This is a genomic window from Pseudoalteromonas sp. 68 DY56-GL68 (genome assembly GCF_041414825.1).
Taxonomy (GTDB): Bacteria; Pseudomonadota; Gammaproteobacteria; order Enterobacterales; family Alteromonadaceae; genus Pseudoalteromonas.
In genome coordinates this window covers 1-20,876 of sequence record NZ_JAOCZL010000021.1, presented here as the reverse complement: position 1 = coordinate 20,876, position 20,876 = coordinate 1, and the positions used below count along the sequence as shown (strand labels likewise).

14 protein-coding genes and 1 tRNA gene are annotated in these 20,876 nt (G+C 40.6%); 5 read left to right on the top strand and 10 right to left on the bottom strand.

The window, feature by feature from the left end:
- Window positions 1–11 precede the first annotated feature (11 nt).
- Window positions 12–704 (bottom strand): Crp/Fnr family transcriptional regulator, encoded by a 693-nt coding sequence (locus NYF15_RS14475; RefSeq protein WP_371353926.1) that lies wholly within the window; start codon window positions 702–704, stop codon window positions 12–14.
- 285 nt (window positions 705–989) lie between these two features.
- Here NYF15_RS14475 and NYF15_RS14470 point away from each other — a divergent pair, with 285 nt between their 5' ends.
- Window positions 990–2,279 (top strand): amidohydrolase, encoded by a 1,290-nt coding sequence (locus NYF15_RS14470; RefSeq protein ID WP_371353925.1) that lies wholly within the window; start codon window positions 990–992, stop codon window positions 2,277–2,279.
- Window positions 2,280–2,392: 113 nt separating this feature from the next.
- Window positions 2,393–3,022, top strand: a complete 630-nt coding sequence (locus NYF15_RS14465; protein WP_062569289.1) for a trimeric intracellular cation channel family protein — start codon at window positions 2,393–2,395, stop codon at window positions 3,020–3,022.
- Here the strand turns inward: NYF15_RS14465 and NYF15_RS14460 are convergent.
- From NYF15_RS14460 to NYF15_RS14435, 6 genes are all read right to left on the bottom strand, one after another.
- The gene (locus NYF15_RS14460; protein WP_371353924.1) at window positions 3,019–3,474 is read right to left on the bottom strand and encodes a GNAT family N-acetyltransferase; all 456 of its coding nucleotides are present in this window, start codon (window positions 3,472–3,474) and stop codon (window positions 3,019–3,021) included. The two genes, NYF15_RS14465 and NYF15_RS14460, sit on opposite strands and share 4 nt — an antisense overlap.
- A gap of 41 nt (window positions 3,475–3,515) precedes the next feature.
- Window positions 3,516–6,386 (bottom strand): COR domain-containing protein, encoded by a 2,871-nt coding sequence (locus NYF15_RS14455; protein WP_371353923.1) that lies wholly within the window; start codon window positions 6,384–6,386, stop codon window positions 3,516–3,518.
- Between the two features lie 14 nt (window positions 6,387–6,400).
- Window positions 6,401–8,437, bottom strand: coding sequence for an exodeoxyribonuclease V subunit alpha (gene recD / locus NYF15_RS14450; RefSeq protein ID WP_371354214.1), 2,037 nt, complete (start codon window positions 8,435–8,437; stop codon window positions 6,401–6,403).
- Between the two features lie 44 nt (window positions 8,438–8,481).
- Window positions 8,482–12,057, bottom strand: a complete 3,576-nt coding sequence (gene recB, locus NYF15_RS14445) for an exodeoxyribonuclease V subunit beta (protein WP_371353922.1) — start codon at window positions 12,055–12,057, stop codon at window positions 8,482–8,484.
- A complete protein-coding gene (gene recC / locus NYF15_RS14440; RefSeq protein ID WP_371353921.1) occupies window positions 12,044–15,388 on the bottom strand; it encodes an exodeoxyribonuclease V subunit gamma in 3,345 nt (1,114 codons plus the stop codon). The genes recB and recC overlap by 14 nt, the downstream gene beginning before the upstream one ends.
- A gap of 121 nt (window positions 15,389–15,509) precedes the next feature.
- Window positions 15,510–16,553, bottom strand: a complete 1,044-nt coding sequence (locus NYF15_RS14435; protein ID WP_371353920.1) for an alkene reductase — start codon at window positions 16,551–16,553, stop codon at window positions 15,510–15,512.
- Window positions 16,554–16,674: 121 nt separating this feature from the next.
- On the opposite strand from NYF15_RS14435, the gene NYF15_RS14430 reads away from it, so the two are divergent.
- Both NYF15_RS14430 and NYF15_RS14425 read left to right on the top strand, forming a co-directional pair.
- The gene (locus NYF15_RS14430; protein WP_371353919.1) at window positions 16,675–17,256 is read left to right on the top strand and encodes a TetR/AcrR family transcriptional regulator; all 582 of its coding nucleotides are present in this window, start codon (window positions 16,675–16,677) and stop codon (window positions 17,254–17,256) included.
- 85 nt (window positions 17,257–17,341) lie between these two features.
- Window positions 17,342–17,740, top strand: coding sequence for a DUF2750 domain-containing protein (locus NYF15_RS14425; protein ID WP_237114174.1), 399 nt, complete (start codon window positions 17,342–17,344; stop codon window positions 17,738–17,740).
- Window positions 17,741–17,766: 26 nt separating this feature from the next.
- Here the strand turns inward: NYF15_RS14425 and NYF15_RS14420 are convergent, their stop codons facing one another.
- Window positions 17,767–18,651 carry an AraC family transcriptional regulator N-terminal domain-containing protein gene (locus NYF15_RS14420; protein ID WP_371353918.1) on the bottom strand — a complete coding sequence of 295 codons (885 nt, stop codon included), beginning with the start codon at window positions 18,649–18,651 and terminating at the stop codon, window positions 17,767–17,769.
- Between the two features lie 230 nt (window positions 18,652–18,881).
- Here NYF15_RS14420 and NYF15_RS14415 point away from each other — a divergent pair, with 230 nt between their 5' ends.
- Window positions 18,882–19,406, top strand: coding sequence for a carboxymuconolactone decarboxylase family protein (locus tag NYF15_RS14415; RefSeq protein WP_371353917.1), 525 nt, complete (start codon window positions 18,882–18,884; stop codon window positions 19,404–19,406).
- Window positions 19,407–19,416: 10 nt separating this feature from the next.
- Here the strand turns inward: NYF15_RS14415 and NYF15_RS14410 are convergent.
- Both NYF15_RS14410 and nadA read right to left on the bottom strand, forming a co-directional pair.
- A tRNA-Ser gene (locus NYF15_RS14410) sits at window positions 19,417–19,504 on the bottom strand.
- Window positions 19,505–19,657: 153 nt separating this feature from the next.
- Window positions 19,658–20,698 carry a quinolinate synthase NadA gene (gene nadA / locus NYF15_RS14405; RefSeq protein ID WP_371353916.1) on the bottom strand — a complete coding sequence of 347 codons (1,041 nt, stop codon included), beginning with the start codon at window positions 20,696–20,698 and terminating at the stop codon, window positions 19,658–19,660.
- Window positions 20,699–20,876: the final 178 nt, after the last annotated feature.

Sequence of the window (20,876 nt, the reverse complement as noted above, 5' to 3'; positions counted from 1 at the left end):
TTAGTTCCAAATCAGCACTGTGATTGCAATTTATCTATATTAATTATTTCAATCGATTGATATTTAAGATTAATAACTGAATCAGCTTGTAGAGATTTTAAAATTTGATTAATAGTTTGCCGTGTTAAATAGGTCATATCGGCAAGTTGTTGCTGGGTGAGCGGCAAAGAGTTTTGCATTGATGACTGATAAAGCATATATAACCGCTTACTCACCTTTTGCTTTGCCGTGAGGAGTGCGTGATCTTCTAATGAGTCAAACAAGTTGCGCACTTTATTGGTAAGCAGCAGCCCAAAATCATGCCAATAAGCGGGATGCTCTTGCAATAACTGGCTTAATGCCCGCTCAGGAACGTGTAAAAGCCGTACCGCAGTTTGCGCATACACATCGTGAGTGCGTCTACCCCCATCAAACAAAGCAACCTCACCAAACCACATAGCACTGCTTACGAAACTGAGCACCGCTTCTTTGCCTTGGCTATTAACCCCAGAAACTCTAAGCACGCCATTAATAACACAATACAGACCGGTATTTTCATCGCCACGCAAAAACAATGCATCACCTGCATTTAAGGTGATTAATTTAGCATTTTTAAGTAGGCTATCTTTAAAGTTCTGTGTGCGCTGCCCAAACCAATTATCTTGATTTATTAGCGCCTGTTCCTGTTCATTCAAAGCTTTATACTTTACATTGATGTAGTGCATATATCCAAGCCATCTCAAAATGCAGAATTCAGCGTTTCACAGGTGCTTAATATCAAGGCGTTACTTTGCAAGAATGGCAGTCCCTTTTAGGAAGTAACAACGATGAGAGTAAGTGCCTGTGAAGCGCCCAAAGGGTTGGTTTAAAAGCGATTTATACTGCGTTAATGGTTTTAACAATAGAACATTTATTACTTCCAATCAATGCCTTACCTAAATCGCTTTTAATTCCAACTGAAACTAGTATTTTGAGGTTGTTTGGATATCCAAATAATAAAAGGATACGGGATGTTAAACAAATTACTTTCTACCAGCCTACTACTCAGTGCGATTTCGACCCCTGCATTAGCTAGTGATATTAATACTGAGCTTAAATCTGCAAATAAAAGCGTCAGTGAAAAAGTCATTAAATGGCGCCGTCATTTACACCAATATCCAGAGCTTAGTAACCGTGAGTTTGAAACAGCCAAATATGTAGCGAAGCATTTACGTTCGTTAGGCCTTGAGGTTCAAACAGGTGTGGCTCATACCGGTGTGGTTGCCAAACTGAAAGGGGGCAAAAAAGGTCCGCTTATTGCGCTGCGCGCTGATATGGATGCACTACCTGTTAAAGAGCAAGTAGACTTACCCTTCGCGTCAACCCAAACAACTGAGTACAAAGGCAATACCGTTGGCGTAATGCATGCCTGTGGTCATGATAATCATGTGGCTATTTTAATGGCGGCCGCTGAGTCTTTAGTCAAAATAAAAGAAGAGCTCGCGGGGGATATTCTGTTTATTTTCCAACCTGCTGAAGAAGGTGCACCAGATGGTGAAGAAGGCGGTGCGGAGCTTATGCTTAAAGAAGGCTTATTTAAAGAAAAGCCAGAAGCTGTATTTGGTTTACACGTAACCAGCTCGCTAAATACCGGACAAATTGGTTTTCGTGAAGGGCCGCTAATGGCCAGCGCCGATAAATTTACTATCACAGTAAAAGGTCGCCAAACTCACGGCTCTCGCCCTTGGAATGGGGTTGACCCAATTGTGGCGTCATCACAAATTATTATGGCAACACAAACCATCGCTTCTCGCCAAGTTGATGTAACCAAAGCACCTTCGGTGGTTTCATTTGGTGCCATTAATGGCGGTGTGCGTAACAACATCATCCCAGATCAAGTTGAAATGGTGGGCACAATTCGTACCTTTGACCAAGAAATGCGTGCTGACATTAAAAAACGTTTAGCTAAAACTGCTGAGATGGTAGCTGAATCAGGTGGCGCAGAAGCGCATGTTCACATTGACCATGGTTACCCAGTAACCGTAAACGATGTTGAATTAACCAAAAAAATGACACCAACACTTGCTGGTGTGGTTGGTAAAGAAAACCTGATCACAACGCCACTTATCACAGGCGCCGAAGACTTTAGTTACTACGCCTTAGAAACACCAGGCATGTTCTTTTTCTTAGGTGTCACACCAAAAGGTCAAGATGCAGTTACAGCACCAAGTAACCATTCACCACACTTTTTTGCAGACGAAAAAGCCTTACAGCTTGGCGTAAATGCAATGACGCAATTAGTGGTTGATTACCTTAAATAATAAACATTTCCATATCGGCGGGTGACATCATTACCCGCCCTACTTTCTTATCTGTTCAGCGCCAATAAAGTTCATTTTGCTAGGGTTAACTCACTAACAGGTAAGGAGGCCGCATGACATCAGAATACTTTCACTTTTTAAGCATTATTGGGGTGGCATTTTTTGCTATTTCTGGCACCTTGCTAGGTCATGAAAAAAGTGTCGGTGGTTTTGGTGTAGTGGTGGTTGCCACGGTAACAGCCATAGGTGGTGGGACACTTCGAGACATATTGCTTAACAAACCGGTATTTTGGATAGCCCAACCAGATTATTTATACGCAACTTACATAGCCATATTCGCGTCTATTTTATCAATTCGTCACCTCCCCGATTTAAGTAACACCACCATGCTATTAATGGATGCTGTAGGAATGGCAATTTTCAATATTATCGGTATTGAAAAAGCACTTATTGAAGGGGCTGATATGGTTGTTGCCATCACCATGGGTATGACAACAGGTATTTTTGGTGGATTGATGCGCGATGTAATCTGTCGAGAAGTCCCACTGGTAATGGGGGAAGAGCTTTATTCAACCGCTTGCCTATCTGGCGGGCTTACTTATGCTGCATTATTTACTTTAGAGGTGGACTATATCTGGTGTATTGTTGGTGGTTTAGTTGTCACCGTTTTTTTAAGATTAGGCGCTCTTCATTTTGGCTGGCAACCTAATCTATTTCGTAAAAGCAGCTTTAAACGCTCTTAGCAGGTCATATAAATACAGCCATCGAGGGGCATGTCAGCTGGGTACTGAGTTTGAATAAACCCCAGTTTCTCATAGGCCGTTTTAGCGAGGTTATTGTGGGTGTATACAAACAACGACAAGCTATCGCAGTTCAATTGCTGTTTGCCCTGCTCTCCTAATAGATTTATCAACACTTTCGCAAGACCTTTGCCTCGCTCGCTTGGCGCGATAACTAGCCGCCCCAAATGACAACGACCTTCACGTAAATAATATTGGCCAAACCCTAACATCTGGCCTTCGTCATTAACCAACGCGAACGAATTCAACTCATCTAGGTTTAAATCTTTTTTAAAGCTTTGCGTATCAAATGGGTAATTAAAAAATGGCCCTGACCAAATACGCAGCTCAGCCTCTGTGTTAAACCAACCCATTAACTCGTTGAGTTGATCACTCGTTACTTTAACTAGCTTCATGTTTTAACCTATCGTATAAACCCGATGCACGAGTAACAGATTTATTCATCTCCATGAGCAATACCAAAGTTAATTACAATATGTACGATTATTCTTTTCTCATCTATTCCTTCAACGTCAATATGAGAATGACCAACTTTAAGAGCATGCTTATTTGTAAAATCATCAGAAACATCATCAAAATTAGTAAAATTTGTCATATATTTATTCCAAAAGTAACCGAAGTTTTTTACTTTGGCATAAGTAATTAAAAAATCGAAAGCATTTCCTTGAGTATTATAGTTGTGTATTAACTTTTTATAATGACTCACTAGTGTTTTCTTTACCAAGCTTGTTAGAGTTAAAGCTTCTATTAAAGCCCCTTGCTGCCCATATTCATTAGTAAGTATCAAATCCCTTTCACCAACACCTCTACCACTACCACTTAGCCCACCTCTTGATTGATCCTTAACATAGTACCCAGTAGCAATTAACGACTCTCTTAATCTATCACTTATTTCATCTTCTGTTTCATTTAATATTTTTGATTTAAAATCAGTAAGTCTAAGTAGTATTTTTGAAATTACTGCGGTAACTTCCGAAATGGTAAAATTATTAACCTTTTTATTATATAAGCCCAACAGCTTAGAAACACTGGCTTCTATGTCCAAAATTTCGCCAGTTTCAGTACACTCTATTTCTACATCAACGGTTTCTTTACCTCTTTTATTTGCTCTAATAAGTTTTTGATAACTAACATAACCGGTGGTTACTTCACAATCATCATCAAAAATTGCAACTTCCTCTAAATAGGGTAAAGCTTCATTTTCTTTAGATTTTATTTGAGCATGCTCAATTTTTTCTAAATTTGACCTTACCCACTGTAGTAATACTCTCGCATTTTCATTCCTTTCCGATAAAAATACTTCTATTGATTGATTTGGTTCATCAGCTATTACGACTCCCAAGCAATCTTCATGTTTAAGAAATAAGCCATGCCTCCAATATTTGCTCGTATTTTCATCTACATATGTATGCATTCTAACTATTAATTGAGGCAACACATTCTGCTTTAGTAACCCAATCCGATGATAGTTAAACCTAAGATTTAAACCTTGATTGTATTGACGACGATCGAATTCTGGCATTACAGAGGGCAAACGCATAGGAATCAACAAATCCGAAGTCTCAGCCAAGCGAAACCCAAGTTCAAATTTTATTAACAAATCTATAAGCCACTGCTGATGGGCATGACTATAACCATCTTTTAAAATATCTGATATTTTCTCTTCCGAATATAAACCTGGAGTTTCACTAGGAGTTCTAACAATTTTATAAACCGCATTTGTAACCCATTCAGGCTTTAATATTTGATTTAGTTTAAGCCTGAAGTCATTAGGGTAAGCAATAACAGTTCCGATACTATTGAGAATTTTCAATAATGCACTTTGCAGTGGTGCACCTAATACTTTTTCTTTATTACAAAGATTTTCAAAAACACTTTTATCGATCACATTTTGTGTTTCTTTATATTTGCTCATTGCATTTTTTACTTCATGCCAGTTTTCTGGTAACTTTTTATTAATTCCAGGTAAGTTAGGGAGTTGCCTTTCTATTGAAGCATGTAATGTACTGATTGAGTCACCAAGATTATATCTAATTTGCTCTGGCAATGAGTTTAAATTACAAGCAGAAGTCTTTATCACGTCAACTATTTCGAAATCATCATGGTAACGTTGAATATCAAACTGGTAATTTACATTCTTATCACTATGGTTTACTACAACAATAATTGGTGAGTTTTTACTATAACTTTTAATTGTATTGAACCAGTGTATATCCCTTGCTTGATTATCTTCTTTTTGTGCATCCACAACATATAGATATAAGCTCCTTTCAGTGAGAAAGAATTGATGAGTTTGATGTGTTAACTCTTGCCCAGCGAAATCCCAAATATGGGCTTCATATCCATTAAAGTTTAGTTTCGAAATATCAATCCCTTGGGTACTAGCCTCATTTTCATTGTGGAGATTCCCCAATAGCCGATTTATAATTGAGGTTTTCCCAACCCTTTCATCACCAACAACTAATATTTTAGCTTCTTTAAGTGCTTTTAATTTACTTTTTTGGATAGATATTAATGTTTGAATCTGCTCTTTTGGGGTCAATTCATGAAATGAATCATCAGGTATTGGTAGTGGATTATTAACCAAACCAAGGATATCTAAACTTTCATCTAACATTGACATATTATTAGGGATACTTTTAATTTTATTATTCTCAATTAAAAGAAAGTTCAGGTTAGATAAAGCACCTATCTCATCCGGCAAGCTCTCTATTTTGTTATCATTGAAGTTTAAAAAAAACAAATTTGATAAATTTGAAATCTCTGCATTAATATCCATTAGATTGTTAAATGACATCGACAACAACACTAATGATTTCAGTTTAAAGATAGAAGTTGGAATAGTATCAAAATTATTTTCATTAATCGTTAAATCTTCTAAACGTTTAAGATGAATTATACTCTCAGGTAAAGATGATAGATTATTAGAGGTAAAATCTAAGCCTTCCATTTCCTTAAATATTGAAAAGTCAAAATCAATTGAACTTATATCATTGTAGGGTAGAGACAAATAAACAAGCCCCGGCATTAAAGAAAGCTCATCTGGCATAGATGTCAAGTTACAATCTCTTAGGCAAAAAGATTTTATCGTCGAGCACCTTGATATTAAATTCCAATCTATCTCACTAACTTTCCTCCTTGAATATACCAAGCCATTGATACGACCACTAGAATCTAAAGTGTAGTATTCTTTATGATCTCTATAATCGATATGAATAAACCTTTTATCTCTTGTGAATTCACACCCTTCAACAAGCGTCTTAAATTCACCTAAGTTTTCTAACATTTCCAACTCTTCATTGTCCATAATCTACCCTACATTTAACTAGCTTCATGTTTTAACCTATCGTATAAACCCGATGCACGAGTAACAGATTTATTCATTGCCATAAGCAATACATTTTTATCGGCCACCAGCTCAAATGTGGTTTTCGCGCGGGTGATCCCCGTGTAAACCAATTGCCTATTAATGCCCTGATTAGCCTGTTTTATTGGCGGTAAAATCATTGCGGTATAAGCAAATTCTGAGCCTTGCGACTTATGAATTGTCATGGCATACACTTTATCGTGAGCAGGTAAACGTGCAGGCGAAAAAGCACGAATATTTTCTTGTTCATCAACAAACATGGCTTTTAACTGACCTTGCTCATCATTCATTAAAATACCTATGTCGCCATTAAACAGTTTTAACTGATAGTCGTTTTGGCTGATCATAATTGGCATACCCACGTAATGCCTTTGATATGGCGAAATTAAACCTTGTTGAGCCAGTGCTTTTTCAATACGCTGATTAAGGCTATTTACACCATAATCTCCCTCTCTAACGGCAGCCAGTAACTGATAATGCGCAAATGCTTTATGCACACTGGCAATACTTGCCCCTTGCTGGATAAGATGCAAATAATCGTGATATTGCAACGCCGCTTGTTGCACAAATTGCTCAATCGGTTTACTGATTACGCTGTAATTAAGTTTAAGGTCTTTAAAGCCACCTTGATTAATCGTTTGCTCAACGTAGCCCAGTAAGCCACTGTTATTGGTATTTACAGCTTGTGCTAATTGACCAATGCCGCTGCTGCCATCAAAACGATAACTTTGCTGTAAAAACGCAATACAATCGTTAAGTACAAAATGACTGCTGGCCGCGGGTATCTCGCTCTGATTATTAAAACAAACGCGATTAAGCTGCGCTGCTCTCTCACTGCTGTAATCAGGCATTTTGTCAAGCTCTAACCCTTGGCATAGGTCGCTAAGAATACTGCCCGTATCAACCGAGGCTAATTGGTCTTTATCACCCAGTAAAATAAGCCTTGCATGGCTCGGTAGTGCCTCAATGAGTTTTGCCATAAGCGATAAATCAACCATCGATGCTTCATCAATGATCAGTACATCTAAGTGCAGCGGGTTACGCTTGTTATGGCGAAACTTATTGGTATGCGGAATAACACCAAGTAAACGGTGAATCGTTTGCGCGCTCTGGGGAATAAGTGGCGCGATATTATCAGGGATCATACTGAGCTTTTGCTTTGCCCCTAAAATCGACTCAGTTAAACGTGCTGCCGCTTTACCTGTCGGTGCAACCAGCTTTATTGTTAGCGGTGCACTGGCATACAAAGATTGTAATATGGCTAGTAGCTTAGTTACCGTGGTGGTTTTACCGGTACCTGGGCCGCCAGTGATCACACTAAAGCCTTTTGTTGCAGCAATTGCACAGGCTACTTTTTGCCAGTTTAATGTTTTAATAGGATCGCTTGGGTTGGGTGTATGTTCACTGCTAGGAAAATACACCTCAAGTAGTGCTGTTAATGCGGCTTCATCAAGGGTGAGTTCTTTCGTTGCTAAATGATGTAAACGCGAAGCCAGTGTGGTTTCGTATTCAGCCAAACGGGCAAAATAAAGTTTATTCGCAAACAATAGCAGTGGTTTGTCGTCCCCTACACACTCAGCATTCATTAGCGTATCAACGGCTTCAGCAAGGCCAAATTCCACATCAAACGGGGTTAAAACATCAGGGGCTGCAATGCTGGCATCAGCTAAACTTTGCTGTTTAATTTCAAACGGGTTTTGCCAATTTATATTTACGAGCTCTAAACAACTGTGCTGACTTTGCTGCGCAGCCGCAAGTAATAAAATCAGGTAAAAAACCTCACTATGCGCTGCTTTGTTATTTTCTATCAGTGTTTGTGAACCGGTTATTGTTTCTGTACCAGTCAATAGCTCGGCGAGTTTCACATCAACTAAGCGAATACGTTTTGCCTCAAGTAAATAACTCAGTAATGGCTGCGTTTTAATCTCTGTGGCAGGCAACACTGAATCACTTTGGGCATGTTGTGCTGGTTGTTCTGGCTGCTTATTCATTGGCTCGATTGGCTCATGGTCATCAAAGCCGAATGTCAGTTGACTCATAGCATGGCTCCTTGTGCGAATAAGCTATCAAGCTCAGTTATTTGCTGTTTCGTAAGCTGATTAAAATACACCCCTTGCCCTTCGCTCATACCACGTAAGAAGGTGTAGTAAACACCGCCTAAATGCGTGTCGCTATCGTAATCTTGAATACGTTGTTTTAATAAACGGTGCAGTGCTACGGTATAAATTAAATACTGCAAATGATACTGGTGACTGGTCATGGCTTGCTCTAGTTGCTCATGTTGGTAGTCAGCCGCACTATTGCCTAAAAAGTTCGATTTATAATCAAGAATATAATACTTACCCTGCCAGCAAAATATTAAATCTATAAAGCCTTTTAGTAAGCCTTGCACCTCACTAAAATCAAGCTGCCCAGGTAAGTTAAAGTGTTTTACTAACACTTGATTAAGCTTATCGCTTGAGAGCGATAACAAGGGTAAGTTAAATTCCATTTCGACCAAACAGGTATCAGGCTCAAGTACCGATAAACTAAGTCCTTTATCGTTTAGTGGGCAATTCAGTGCAGCAAGGATCCACTGCACGGTCATTTCCTGCCAGCTATCATCAATATGGTATTTTTCAAATAATGTTTTGATCACTTTATCAAGGGCGTGGTCGTCTTGTTCACTCGCTGGACGCTTTAGCGCATAAGGGTCGGTAAAGTCTAATTGCTCAAATATTTCATGCAAACAACTACCCGGCTTTGCCCCTTTAGGGAAGCTGTAAGGAGTTAAAGCATTGGCATTTTGGGCTAAAAACTCATCTTTTTCGTGGTCTTCATCACTGCGGCCAAGTTCAATATGATCAGTATGCTTTTTCAGCGTTAAGCTACTAAAGCTGGTTGAGCGCCAATCACGCTGAATGTCTGCTTTAACAGTATTAACTTGATAGGCTTGCTCACTGTCAGCACCAGCAAATATTAACTTCTCAAGCTCATCCGCTTGGCTAAACGCCTCATAGTGCATGTGCGAAGAGCCTTCACAAAATTGTTGTAACAACGCGCGCCATTCATCGCCCGATTTAATCTCTAAACCTGCAAATAATACATGGCCAATACTGGTACTTTGAATACCAGGGCGAGCACTGCGACCTTGCGAAATGTTATACATACCCACAGAACAAAAATACACGGCACGAGTCAATGCCACATAAAGTAAGCGCAAATCTTCAGCCAAGCGCTCTTGCTCTGCTTTTTGCATTGCGTCGTCACTTTTAGCAAGGTCATAAATCAACTTACCGTCTTTATGGTAAAGGGCTTCTTTGCTTTCGCGATAGCCACAGGCAAACGGCATGAATACTATCGGGTACTCTAAGCCTTTTGAGGCGTGCATGGTGACAATTTTCACCAAATTAGCATCGCTTTCTAGGCGTACTTGCACCGCTTCACCATCTTGTTGACTCACTTTTTGTGCAAACCAACGCAGCAATCGATGGGTTCCCTCAAGCTCAATTTGCTTTTGCTGTAAGATTTCCCCTAAATGACGGAAATCGGTGAGCCAGCGTTCAACGTTGTAACCTAAACCTTGCCAACGCGCTGCGAGCTGATTATGGCTTAATAAACGCTCTAGCATCGCCATAGCGCCTTGTTTATGCCAAATATGAGCAAGCTGAGCAAAAAAGTTTAAATGCTCTTGCCATGCACTTTCATTTTCGTGAAGCTCATAAATGCGGTTGTAGCTTAAGCAAAACAATGGCCCAGCAAGCACACCACGCAGTAATGATTCATCATACTGTCCATGCAATGCCGTTAAAAAGTTCAGTAAATGATGACTAAGCTCTTGGTTAAAAACACTATCACGGGATAAATACACACTGGCAATGGCGGCTTCTGCCAGTGCTGTTTTCATAAGCTGTGCTTCGTTTCGGTCACGCACTAACACACAGATATCAGCGGCCGTGAGAGGTTTTCCTGCAATAGTCGCATGGCCTGCATCCGCTTGCTTGAGTAGCCCAGTAATTTTTTTCGTATACTGCAAAGCCAATGCCTGTTGAGCCACCCCTTTGCTGGTTGGCTTGTTGTTGGCTTCGGCGTATTCATCAACAAACACCGAAAATTCAAACGCACTGGGCATTTCACCGTTTATTAAAAACGCTTTTTCTTGTGATTTTCCCTTAGCATTAACCTTTTGAAATGGGATTGCATCGTTGTAAATAAAGCTATTAGCATTTTTAGCAAATAAACGGTTTACGCTATCAACAACCCCTTCGCTTGAGCGGTAGTTGGTATCTAGGGTGTATTGCTTGTCTTTTTCAACGGCTTGTTTTGCGCCAATATAAGTAAAAATATCTGCACCACGGAAACCATAAATAGCCTGTTTTGGGTCACCTATCATGGCAAGCGTGGTGTTTTTAATGCCATAAATGCGACTAAAAATGCCATATTGAACTGGGTCGGTATCTTGGAATTCGTCAATCATGGCAACTGGAAACAAAGCGGCAATTTTTTCACTTAATGCGTGGCCTTGCTCACTTAAAAGTGCATGATGCAAGTTACTCAGTAAATCATCTGGAGTAATAACGCCTTGTTCTTGCTTACGTTTAACTAATGCATTTGCCACCCATTTAGCTGCGTATTGCACTATCGCAATTTTCAATCCATTATTGATAAGGCTACTGAGTGTGGCCATTTCATCAAACTGAGCCAGCATTTCGTGACTGAGTAAGCTACCGTTTTTCTTATAATTTGCAGGGTCGCTTAAATTCTCTGTGCTCCACACTTCAAACGAGTATTTACTGGTACCAAATACAAAAAACAATTCGTCATTGTTTAAGTATTCCTCAAGCGCTGCAAGGCTGTTTTTTCGACCTGGGGTTTTTGAACCACTTAAATCAGATGCTTTTACTGCATTAATAAACTCACTCTCACGGCACGCTTTTTTAAATGCCGGTACTTTTGCCACAAAGTTATCGCGCGCTTGCCATATTTCGTCAAGGTCATACTCAGGGGTGATTGTTGCCCCTTGTTTATTAAGTAAACTCACCACCTGTGAATACAGTGACGCCGGCACAGGGAAAATATCGGTAATTGCTTGCGTGCGCTCTTTTGATTGTGGATAAACAAAGGCACGCCAAAAGTCATTAAGGGTTTCTTGAATAAGCTCTCGCTCATCTAAAATAAACTCTAAGTTAAACGCCACGCCGGATTCAAAAGCATGTTGTTTCAGCATTCGCTGACAAAAGCCATGAATGGTGAATATAGCGGCTTCATCCATCGACTTTGCTGCAGCGTCTAGCAAATCAAATGCGGCGTGTTTGTCAGTCACCTCGTTAATCACTTGCTCAATCAGCTCATCATCTGGCTTTTTACCAAGCAGTGCATCTCTGGCATTGATTATACGCGCCCGCACACGGTCTTTAATTTCTTGAGTTGCAGCCTCAGTGAAAGTCACCACCAGTATTTGCTCAACAGTCAGCGGTGTATTTAATGGTTCATCTTCACCGGTCGCTTTTTGTAAGCCCAACAAATACCGTAAATACAAACCTGTGATTGTATAGGTTTTACCTGTACCGGCACTGGCTTCAATAAGGCTTTGCCCACACAGCGCCATACTCATTGGATTAAGCGTTTGCATGATCTGCCTCCTGTGCTAATTCAACAATTGGCGATAACAGCAGCTCGCTCCATTTTATAAACTCTTCTTCACAGTCTTTAAGACTCTTTATGGTTAAGCGAATGTATGGGTTCTCACCTTCACCTATGCCTATGTATTGCGGCGCGAATTTATTGTTTGCTTTGACCATGTCTTTATCTGTTTTTATGTACTCGTAACCACTGACTGGAAAGAACGCCACTGGGCGAGTTAAAAGCGTTTCATAAAGCGAGAACCAATCGTTTAAATAGCTGCGGGCATCGTCTTCTGACAAGGGTGAAAAACTAATTTGCTTGTCTAAACCAAGAATGAGGGTTTCAACAGGTTGCCCCATTATTTGCGCCGCTAAATGATGCACAAAGCCACGAATTACATCTTTAGCTTTAATACTGGCGGTGCGATAAAACACCTGTTTTTGACCATAAATATGATTTAGCCAACCTTCTAAAGTGGTGTTGGCAATTTTAATATTTACTTCAACGGGTAATGCTTCATCACCTTTAATATGCGCTTTCACTTGCCCAGCAAGCGCATCAACTCGGTGCTGCATACTTTCAAACACAAGGTAGCCAACATGGGCTTGGGGTAACTCACCGCGCTGCATAATTTGCGCTTGATTAAGAGGAGTTTCTTGAATACTCGCTTCGAGAATTTCATCGAGGTAAAAGTAGCGGCGTAATGCATCTAAACTAAATGGCTCTTCATCTTTAGCAATATCGTTAAATTGCGGTAAGCGTAACCCCAAACTTTGCTGATAAAAGCTCTCGTGCGGCTGGCAAATACTGCGAATAAACTGAGTTAACTCAACACTGCTTTCTGGCTGAACACTAAGTGCTTGCTGAGGCTCAGGGTTAACAGGTTGAGTTGGCATCCACACTGGGTTATAGCTGTGTAATTGTGTGACTAACAGTTTATTTTCTTTTTGCTCGCCATCAGTTTGGCTTTTATTACCTTCTTTGTTAGTGGTCAGATAATAAGCTGGGTTAAATGGCTGTAAATGCTGATAATTAATCAGCGCCTCTGGTAGCTTTAAGTGAGGGTATTGATCAGCAAACTCAAAACTACGGGCTATGTATTCCAAAAGCTCACTCACTAGAGTTGAGGGCATTCTTGGTTGGTTATCAAAGCAAGAACGACCAATATAACTGATGTATAGATTCTCACGGGCACTTAAAATCGCTTCTAAAAACAGGTAACGGTCGTCGAGCTTACGAGAGCGGTCGCCTTTTTGGCGTTTTGAGAAAGGGACTAAGTCAAAACCAATTGGCTGAACTGTGCGTGGATAATCTGCATCATTTAAACCTAGCATGCACACCACTTTAAATGGCACTGCACGCATTGGCATCAATGTACAAAAGTTAACTTGCCCCACTAAAAAGCGCTGTCCTACGCCTTTTTCTTGAATACCTTGTTTTACAAGGTAACTAACAATGCGCTGCGAAACAGCTTGTTGGTAATCGCCATTGTCATAATGCTTAATCAGTGTATCGAGCACTTTTTGCAGCACTAATAAATCCCAGCTTTGTTCGCCTTCATCGCTGTACACATCGTTTAATAATTCTTTTAGAATTTCTGCTTTTTCGTTAAGTGGTGCATCAGCTTGCAGCTTGGCTTTATAACGGGCCAGTACATCAATAAACTCAATGAGTTTATTTAAGGTATTTAATGCCATGCCCTCAACTTCATCGGCACTGTAAATCCCCGAAAACGGCAATTGTTCATCCCGTTGTGCAACACCTAATAACAAGCGATTTAAGCCATGTTGCCAGGTATTTAAATCTATTGCGGGTAAGCCAAAACTGTCTTTGTGAGCGGCATCTAAGCCCCATTTAACGCCAACGCGTTCAAGCCAAAAACCTATTTGCTCATACTCATGAACTTCGAGATTAAATTTTTCGGCAATTTGCGTGACTTGCAGTAAATCAAGAATGTCAGACACACCAAAGCGTGAGTAAGGTAAATCGGCTAAACTAGCAAACGAGCTAAGTACTGGTTTTTCTTGCTCTATCGCTAAATCGGCTAACGCATAAGGAATAAAACGTCGCCCTTCGGCACCACCAAACACCGCCTCAATATACGGGCTGTATGTGCCAACATCTGGCATCATTACAATAATATCTTTAGGTGTTAGCGCTTTATTTTCATTGAATAAGTTAAGCAAGTAATCATGTAGTCGTTCTACTTCACGAAGTGGCGTGTGACAATCGCTCAGCACAATACTGGTGTCATCAGTCTGAATCGGCAATTTGCCTTCGTCATTAATAAACCATTCTTTATCAGGCGTTAGTGATTCACCCTTAAATGCTAATTGGTAAATTTCAGACTGAATTTGCGATAGCAAGCTTTGATCAAACTCGTTATCGAATCCGTCAAGCCACTGCGCATCGAGTTGTAGTAACTGCTCAAAATAGTCACGGCCTAATTTACCCCATGACGAGAGTAACGGGTTACCAATAAAAAAGTATTCGTGATCAGGGTTTTTAACGCTGTCTTCAAGCGCTTGCAACTGCGGGCGTTTGGCATATTTAGCAGCAATCTTGGCTGCTGTTTTTTCATCGAGTGTGTCGCCCCAGTAATGTTCACTAGGGTTGAAGAAAAACAAAAATACCTGCGTTTTTTTCGCAATGGCTTGAAATACTTCAAGCTGGCTGCTCGCAATTGCAGAAATACCAAATAAGCTAATACGCTCAGGTAATTGGCTTGCGTCCATTTTTTCAAGGGCTGCAAGGAGTTTGTCTTGCATATTGGCGCGGTGATATTGGCTTTGCCCAAGCTCTTTACTGTGCGCCACCAGCTTACGCCAAAGATCTGGTTGCCATGGCGCAATGCCTACATCAACATCATCAAGCTCATCGATGCCCTGCTCCCAAGTGGCAATCCAATTGGGGCGATACATTAAGTATTGGTCATAAACGTCGGCAATTTTCTCGCACAAGGCAAACGTTTTTTGCCCTTCACTGTCACCCTCTAAATAGGTTTTGAGTGGTAAATACAGCGGCTCATCAATGCAGTTTGGTAAAATCGCAAACAGCTTCCAAGCAAGGTTAGCTTTGTTATACGGAGATTCACTGGGTACATCAGGCAATAATTGTTGGTAAAGCTGCCAAATAAAACTCGAAGGCAGCGGAAAATCGACCTGAGCGGCAATCCCTAAGTGTTCACTTAAACCTATTTTTAGCCACTGCGACATACCCGGTGACTGCACAAGCACAATTTCTTTTTTAAAGGGACTTGTTAACGGATTAACTTTAAGCAGCGCGTGAAACCGCGCTTGCAGTGCTTCCATGCGATTTGATTGAATTATATTCAGCACTTTACACTGTCCTTGCCTGAAACTAACTAATTGACACAGTGTAAGATATTTTAATTAGATGGGATAGGTATAAGCGTCACCTAAGCGAATACTTAGGTGACAATTTAAGCTGCCTATGAAATTAAATTAGTTCTGCCAGCATTTCGTCGCTGTATGGTGTTAACGCTTCACCATTTTTAACTTTACTCATGTAATCTGGGTTCGCAATGAATGGGCGACCAATCGCAATTAAATCAAATTGATCATTCTCAATTGACTCTTTTGCTGATTCAAACGTGTAACTACCCACTCCCACTAAGGTGCCTTTGTACGCACTACGTAAGTATTCAGACGTCGTTTTGTCTTCTAAGCTTGCAAAACGCATGCTGTCGTCAAAAATACCGCCATGAAGATAAGCTAGATGGCGACTTTCAAGAGCCGCTAATAAATAATCGAACACGGCTTTATCACGGTTGTCTTCATCCATATTAAAGTATGCACCAGGTGATAAGCGTAACGCTGTTTTATCTGCACCAATTGCAGCAATTACAGCATCGACGACTTCAAGAGCAAAACGTGACATGTTTTCTGGTGTTTGACCGTATTGGTCTTCACGTTGGTTGGCAGCAAAATGTAAAAATTGATCAATCAAGTAACCATTTGCACCATGAATTTCCACCCCATCAAAACCTGCTTCAATTGCGTTTTCGGCCGCTTTTGCGTAATCAGTAATTAAACCTTGGATATCTTCAATGGTTGCAGCCTTTGGCGTAACATAAGTAAGTTCGCGCATACGAGGAACAGTCCCTTCAACACCGATTGCTGATGGTGCCAGTACATCCCCACCAAAAAAGTGTGGATGAGCAACACGGCCTACATGCCAAAGCTGAGCAAACATCTTGCCGCCTTTCGCGTGCACCGCATCGGTGACTTTTTTCCAGCCCTGAATCTGTTCACTGGTAAACAGACCTGGTGTATTTGGGTAACCTTGCGCATCTGGGCGAATAATGGTTGCTTCGCTAATAATTAAGCCCGCATCGGCACGGCGGGCATAATAATCAACCATCGCTTGGGTAGGTACTAGATTATCGTCGCTCATACAACGTGTAAGTGGTGCCATTAGTACACGGTTTTTAAGCTCAATGCTGTCATTTAGTTTAAATGGAGAAAGTAAATCGGTTGTCATGGTTTTATCCTTATCTTGAACATACATTCAAGATAAGGGCGAATCAAACATACTTCAAGGTTTATTTTGAATAATCGTTCAAGATTACGTAAACTTCGTTTATAAACCGTGAGGAGCCTTAATGAGAACTGCTGAATTTGATACTGAATTTGTCCTACGCCAAGCCATGCATGCCTTTATGCAATATGGCTATGCCAAGACAAGTATGCAAAAGTTAAAGGAAGTGACTCATCTTCATCCGGGTTCTATTTACGCGGCTTATGGCAATAAAAAAGGCTTGTTTTTAGCAGCCACTGAGCAATATCAAAAAGACAGAAACCAACAATTTACAGCGCTTTTCAATAACCAACAATCTATTTTATCGACCCTCAAACATTACTTAACTGTGATTGTCGATGAATGTATTGAAGGTGAAGTTGCTAAAGTGTGTTTGCTTACCAAGAGTATTTCTGAAGTTGAAGGCAACGATCCACAAATTTGCAGTGTACTGCGTGGTAACTTAAACGCTTACGAAAATACTCTTGCCGAGCAACTGCAAAAGGCGCTGGATAATAACGAATTTACAACGAGTAAAACGCCACAGCAACTAGCGCGCTTTTTAGTAATGGGCATATACGGCATTCGTACCTATGCGCTAACAAATCAAGATTCTAAGGCTCTGCAGCAACTTGCTGATGATCTATTCGTTGCATTAATAAATTAATTTACCTAATAACTTTACTTGTCATATTTATTTATCACCTTATGATTAAGGTGTAGCTGTGTATAACTAAAAGAGTGAGCCTGTCATGAATAATGCAACTGCTAAACGTGTTGAAACTGAGTTTGATACTATTCTCGCTTTAGGCGCTAAAAAACGACTCGCTTATATGTTTGAAACGGTTCAAGAGTTCAAACAAGTGTGGATCCTCAATGATGAACATGGCTGCGTCATGCTCTCAAATGAAGACGACGACTGCGTACCTGTATGGCCTAGCCGCGAATTTGCACAAAGCTGGGCAACCGGTGAATGGCAAGATTGCACGCCAAAAGCCATACCAATAAAAGACTGGTTAAGCCGCTGGACACCTGGCCTTGAACAAGACGACTTATTAATTGCCGTGTTTCCAACTGATGAAGATGACGGCACAATTTTATTCCCCGATGAGTTTGACTCACAACTGAGAATGCCAAAAAGACGATTTTAAATTATGGGAGCTTTAAGCTCCCTTATTTATGCAGTTTGCTGTAAACGTAGTGCTGAAATATCTTTTATGGGTGGTTTGCCAAAAAAGCGTGTGTACTCGCGACTAAATTGCGATGCGCTTTCGTAACCTACTTTAAGCGCCGCAGAACCTACATCAATGCGTTCATTGAGCATAATTTGCCTTGCCGCCTGCAGTCGTAAGTTTTTTACATACTGTAACGGGCTCATTTTAACAACATCCCGAAAGTGCAGCCTAAATGTTGAAGGACTCATGTGAGCATCACGGGCTAAATCATCAATCGAAAATTGGCTACTGAAGTTTTCTTTCAACCAACATAAGGTCTTGGCTATTTTTTGATGAGCTGAACCAGACATCACAATTTGCCTTAAATAAGGGCTATGCGGGCTATTTAACAAGCGCAATATAATTTCTTTTTTGATCAGTGGCGCTAAATTAGCTTTTAGCAATGGCTCATTGTCGAGTTTGATAAGTCTCAGCAAAGCATCAAGCAAACCGTTATCAGTATCAACTACCGACATGGCTTGGTGTTTAGGGAACTTGTCTTGCCCTGCAAATTCCATTTCAGCAACAATGTGACTTATTTCATGTGCATCTAAGCGTAGATACAAGCCATAAAATGGCTGCTCTTTACTGGCACGAGTAATGTGTGACGTAACAGGCACATCGACCGATGTCACCAATGATTGGCCATCCGTATAATCATAACTGTGCTCGCTAAGCACAACACGTTTTGAGCCTTGTAAGCTAATGCCCAAACCTAATTGATATACGCAGGCCATAGGTAACGACACTTCACTTCGTCTGTAAACGAGTAACTCAGGAATCGTTGTTTCAAAATTACCATCTTCAAGTGCAATCGCTTTTACTGCTTCAATTAATGCCTGACGCATCTAGCCTACCTCTTTTAATTACTCATTTAAGTGTATCACCGTAATTTAAGCTTGGGAGTATTTATGATGATGGTTCGTTATTTTAGGCAAAAATTAAATCATTTATAGCAAGCATAAACATCTGTTATCGACCATAATATATTTTCACATTTTCGATTGCTTAGTCTTTGCAATCAACCACAGCTACAAAACCTCAATACATTCAATATCTAAAAATCTAAAGAGAAATTATGAGCCTAAACAACACAGATTTATTTGTGTTTGTCGCGATCGCTGCTTTGGTCACCGTTCATGACAAGCCTTTGTTAAAACGAGCATGTCAGCACGCATTGAATGATGGCGTATCAATGCAAGAGTTGTGTGATATTTTACCGCATATTAGTGTGTATTCTGGGGTGCCAAAATCACTGATGGCGCTAGAGATTTTAAAGTCGCTTGATGATATTCAAGGTTCAAATACGTTACTTATCAAGCGCACAGAGCAGCAACTAAAAACCGCACTCACATTTGGTCAGCTACCTTTTGGCAACGAGCAGCAAAACAACACCGTATTTGAGCTTGCTTCTTTAGGCGCACTATTTGCGCTGGACGATGCCAGCAGTTTAGTAAGCGAGCAACTAAAGCGCTGTGTATTACTTGGTTATAACCGTGAACAACTTGAATTGTTAGTGATAGAACTTGCTAGAAAGGTCAGTAGCAATATTGCCATGCGTGCTAAATGTAATCTCGAAAAGCACTTTGCTATGCTGGGGTAAATTTAAGAAATGGCGGTGACGGAGAGATTCGAACTCTCGATACGTTGCCGTATACACACTTTCCAGGCGTGCTCCTTCAGCCACTCGGACACGTCACCTAAGGCGCTTTGAGTTAAGCGCGGCGTTATAGTATGAAAACAACCCTACAGACGCAAGGGCTTTTTAAAATACTGTGATTAAGCGATTAGTAATTAAACAAAAAAGGCAAGGTAAATAAAATACCTTGCCTTTCATATTCACTGCACGTGTTATTAACGCTGTAATGATGCAGAGAAGTCCAACATACGGTTAAGCGACTTTAATGCGCCTTCGCGTAAATCCATATCAACAAATACTTCTTTACCCTCTGGGTCTGTTAGTGCTTCTTCAATTGCTTTTAAACCATTCATTGCCATCCACGGGCAATGTGCACAGCTTTTACATGTTGCGCCTTCACCGGCTGTTGGTGCTTCAAAGAATTCTTTCTCTGGGCATAACTGCTGCATTTTGTAGAAAATGCCACGGTCAGTCGCTACGATAAACTTTTTATTATCCATGGTTTGCGCAGCTTTAATAAGCTGACTTGTTGAGCCAACCGCATCAGCAAGGTCAACAATCTCCGCAGGAGACTCTGGGTGAACCAATACAGCCGCATCTGGGTGTAAGGCTTTCATATCCATAAGTGCTTTGGTTTTAAACTCATCATGAACGATACAGGCGCCATTCCACATGATCATATCGGCACCTGTGTTCTTTTGAATGTAAGAACCTAGGTGTTTATCAGGGCCCCAAATGATTTTTTCGCCTTGCTCATCAAGGTGCTCAACAATTTCAAGAGCACATGATGAGGTAACAATCCAATCTGCACGCGCTTTAACAGCAGTTGACGTATTCGCGTATACAACGACTTTGCGATCGGGGTGCTGATCACAAAACGCTGAGAACTCATCAATTGGGCAGCCTACGTCTAACGAACAGGTTGCAGCCAATGTAGGCATCACTACTGTTTTATTAGGCGTTAGGATTTTAGCCGTTTCACCCATGAAACGAACACCTGCCACCACAATTACATCAGCGTCATGCTTTGCACCAAAACGTGCCATCTCTAGTGAGTCAGCAACACAACCACCGGTTTCTTCAGCAAGCGCTTGAATTTCAGGATCAGTGTAATAATGGGCAACAAGAACGGCGTTCTTATCTTTTAATAATTGTTTGATACGTGCCTTATACTCAGCTTGCTCGTCTTTTGATAACGGCGCAGGCTTTGGAGGGAAGATATAATCTTCAGGCATAATTTGTTCAGCTAGACTCATTTCTCGACCACTTAGTCCACAGTGCATTCATGGCGCGAATTATACGAGAATCTTACGCTAAAGAACAGTATTGCTGTAAGCTGTTAAGATAAATAAAGGATAACTTAGATAGAAAAGATAAATAAAGAATGGTGGGTCATGATGGACTTGAACCATCGACCAATGGATTAAAAGTCCA